This window comes from Pseudescherichia vulneris, assembly GCF_902164725.1.
GTDB classification, from domain to species: domain Bacteria; phylum Pseudomonadota; class Gammaproteobacteria; order Enterobacterales; family Enterobacteriaceae; genus Pseudescherichia; species Pseudescherichia vulneris.
In genome coordinates, this window is the sequence record NZ_LR607338.1 from 51,121 (window position 1) to 53,644 (window position 2,524).

Annotated in this window: 3 protein-coding genes; 1 reads left to right on the forward strand and 2 read right to left on the reverse strand. The window is 57.1% G+C overall.

All coding sequences use genetic code 11. The annotated features are described in order from the left end of the window. Positions 1-18 precede the first annotated feature (18 nt). Together FN633_RS00155 and chaB are read right to left on the reverse strand one after the other, a co-directional pair. Positions 19-714, reverse strand: a complete 696-nt coding sequence (locus tag FN633_RS00155; protein ID WP_154056342.1) for a gamma-glutamylcyclotransferase — start codon at positions 712-714, stop codon at positions 19-21. Positions 715-909: 195 nt separating this feature from the next. Continuing rightward, positions 910-1,140 carry a putative cation transport regulator ChaB gene (chaB, locus tag FN633_RS00160; RefSeq protein WP_154056343.1) on the reverse strand — a complete coding sequence of 77 codons (231 nt, stop codon included), beginning with the start codon at positions 1,138-1,140 and terminating at the stop codon, positions 910-912. A gap of 275 nt (positions 1,141-1,415) precedes the next feature. Between chaB and chaA the strand changes: the two genes are divergently transcribed. Beyond that, positions 1,416-2,516: a sodium-potassium/proton antiporter ChaA gene (gene chaA, locus FN633_RS00165; protein ID WP_154056344.1), complete on the forward strand. Its 1,101-nt coding sequence runs from the start codon at positions 1,416-1,418 to the stop codon at positions 2,514-2,516. Positions 2,517-2,524: the final 8 nt, after the last annotated feature.

Consider the following 2,524-nt stretch of genomic DNA (forward strand, 5'->3'; position numbering starts at 1 on the left):
TGGCTGCCTAATCTCTTCTCAGGCAAAACCGGGCTGCAGCGATGGGCCCGGTTCTTCGCCGCTCAGCAGTCCTCTCACCTTCCCGACCAGATCGTTCAGGCAGTCGTCATGCATGCCGAGCTTGATTAGCTCCTGCTCCAGCGAGAAGAGATACTGCGCGTTAGTGCCCAGCGGGCCACTGGCCGCCGCGATCAGCGGGGCGATGACCTGGGCGCGGGTATCTGACTCATAGAGTGCGTGGCGCGGATCCATAATAAACACCAGGGCGTTTACCGTCCGGCCATCATCAAGGTCGAGCTTGCACCAGGTCGGCAGATAGCAGCCGGTGATCATCTCTCGCTTCCACAGCAGGGTCAGCTCCTGCTCCAGGGTTTCGTCAGGCAGGCGGTAGGCGACGCCGGTGGTGCGTCCGCCCTCTTTTAGGGCAAGCATCCGTCCAGGCTGGCAGGCCGTGCCGCGACCAGCGGTGAGACGCAGGCAGAAGGCACGATGCCAGCCCACCAGCGTGCCGGTGCAGGATTCGTTAAACTCCAGCGCCGGGTTCCACATCAGCGATCCGTAGCCAAAGATCCACACCGGGCCACTGTCGGGCCGACAGGCCAGGGTTGCCGCCAGCGACGCTGCGCGTTGTTCGGCGGACCAGAGCAGCGCTGCTTCGATATCACCAAAGGCGGTTTTGCAGTCCGCCTGAATTAAAAAGTCGCGTGTTAACACCTTCTACCTCCACCACTGCGTGCTTCCATGCGACCGTTATGTTGCCTTCCGAGCATTTAGCTGCTGAATAAAAGCACAGCCTGTGGAGACGATATGCAATTCGCGGGCCGCTTGCAAGCCTACAGCGCGCCATGCCGCACGAAAGCAGCAGCGCAAAAAAAGGTGTTTAGCGTTAACGACAGCGATTTCAGCGGCTTATTTCTTTTTGTGCCATTTATCGTCGTCGCCCTTCTCATATTCATGCTTCACCGCCGCCCAGGCCACCTTGTGGGCAGTCTCTTCCCGGCTATCATCTCCGCGTCGGTCGTCTTTATCTTTGTATTGATCCCAGGCGCTGTTGAATGCCTCTTTGTAGATATCCTGGGCGTGAGCAGGAAGCACGTTTTTGACGTTGTCTGGCAGATCGGCTTTCGCTTTGTAGGGCATGTGACATCTCCTTTTGGTTATCAAAACTTAAGTGTGGCTGACAACGCCGCGCCTCGCCACCCATGACGTAAAACTGCGAATGCGTTATTGTAATAATCTGTTTATTAAAACAATTTTCGACAAACCACTCTAATCCGCACGTCATACGCTAAAAAAAGGCCAATGCCGTAAAAAAAGGTAAAAGTTGACCTAAACTCGCCCCCATTCTGCTATTTTAATGGCCTGAAAAAATCTTAACTATACTCATCAGCAACAGCACACTATGGAGAGCCACAATGACAGCGACGCATGAGGCGGTTAAAACCCGCCATAAGGAGACCACGCTCATTTTCCCGGTACTGGCGCTGGCAGTGCTTTTTTTCTGGGGAAGCACCCAGTCGCTGCCAGCCGTCATCGGTATCAACCTGCTCGCATTAGTGGGCATTCTCAGCAGCGCCTTTAGCGTTGTCCGCCATGCGGACGTGCTGGCGCACCGGCTTGGAGAACCCTTCGGCTCGCTGATTTTAAGCCTTTCAGTTGTTATTCTCGAAGTTAGCCTGATTTCAGCCCTGATGGCCACGGGCGACGCCGCGCCAACGCTGATGCGCGACACCCTCTACTCCATTATCATGATTGTTACCGGGGGGCTGGTAGGCTTCTCGCTGCTGCTGGGCGGGCAGAAGTTTGCCACCCAGTACATGAACCTCTTCGGTATCAAACAGTATCTGATCGCCCTCTTTCCGCTGGCGGTGATTGTGCTGGTCTTCCCGATGGCGCTGCCGGGGGCTAACTTCACTACCCGCCAGGCGCTGCTGGTTGCGCTGATCTCAGCGGCCATGTACGGCGTCTTCCTGCTTATCCAGACCAAAACCCACCAGAGCCTGTTTGTCTATGAGCATGAGGATGAAGGTGACGACAGCGATCCGCATCACGGCAAGCCGTCGGCGCACAGCAGCCTCTGGCACGCGGTGTGGCTGATTATCCATCTGGTGGCGGTAATTGCGGTAACGAAGATGAACGCCAATCCGCTGGAGGCGCTGCTGACGGAGATGAATGCCCCGGTGGCCTTTACCGGCTTCCTGGTAGCGCTGCTGATCCTCTCTCCAGAAGGTCTGGGCGCGCTGAAGGCGGTGCTGAGTAACCAGGTCCAGCGCGCGATGAATCTCTTCTTTGGCTCAGTGCTGGCGACCATCTCCCTGACGGTGCCGGTGGTGACGCTGATCGCCTGGGCGACCGGCAACGACCTGGTGTTTGCCCTCGGTGGGCCAGAGATGATCGTGATGCTGGCCTCGCTGCTGCTGTGCCAGATCTCGTTCTCTACCGGGCGTACCAACGTCCTGAACGGCGCGGCGCACCTGGCGCTGTTTGCCGCCTATCTGATGACGATATTTGCCTGATGTGACGC

What these genes read in the sequence shown, in the direction of transcription:
- chaB (WP_154056343.1), bottom strand. Translation starts at nt 1,140, where the DNA reads ATGCCCTACAAAGCGAAAGCCGATCTGCCAGACAACGTCAAAAACGTG.
- chaA (WP_154056344.1), top strand. Translation starts at nt 1,416, where the DNA reads ATGACAGCGACGCATGAGGCGGTTAAAACCCGCCATAAGGAGACCACG.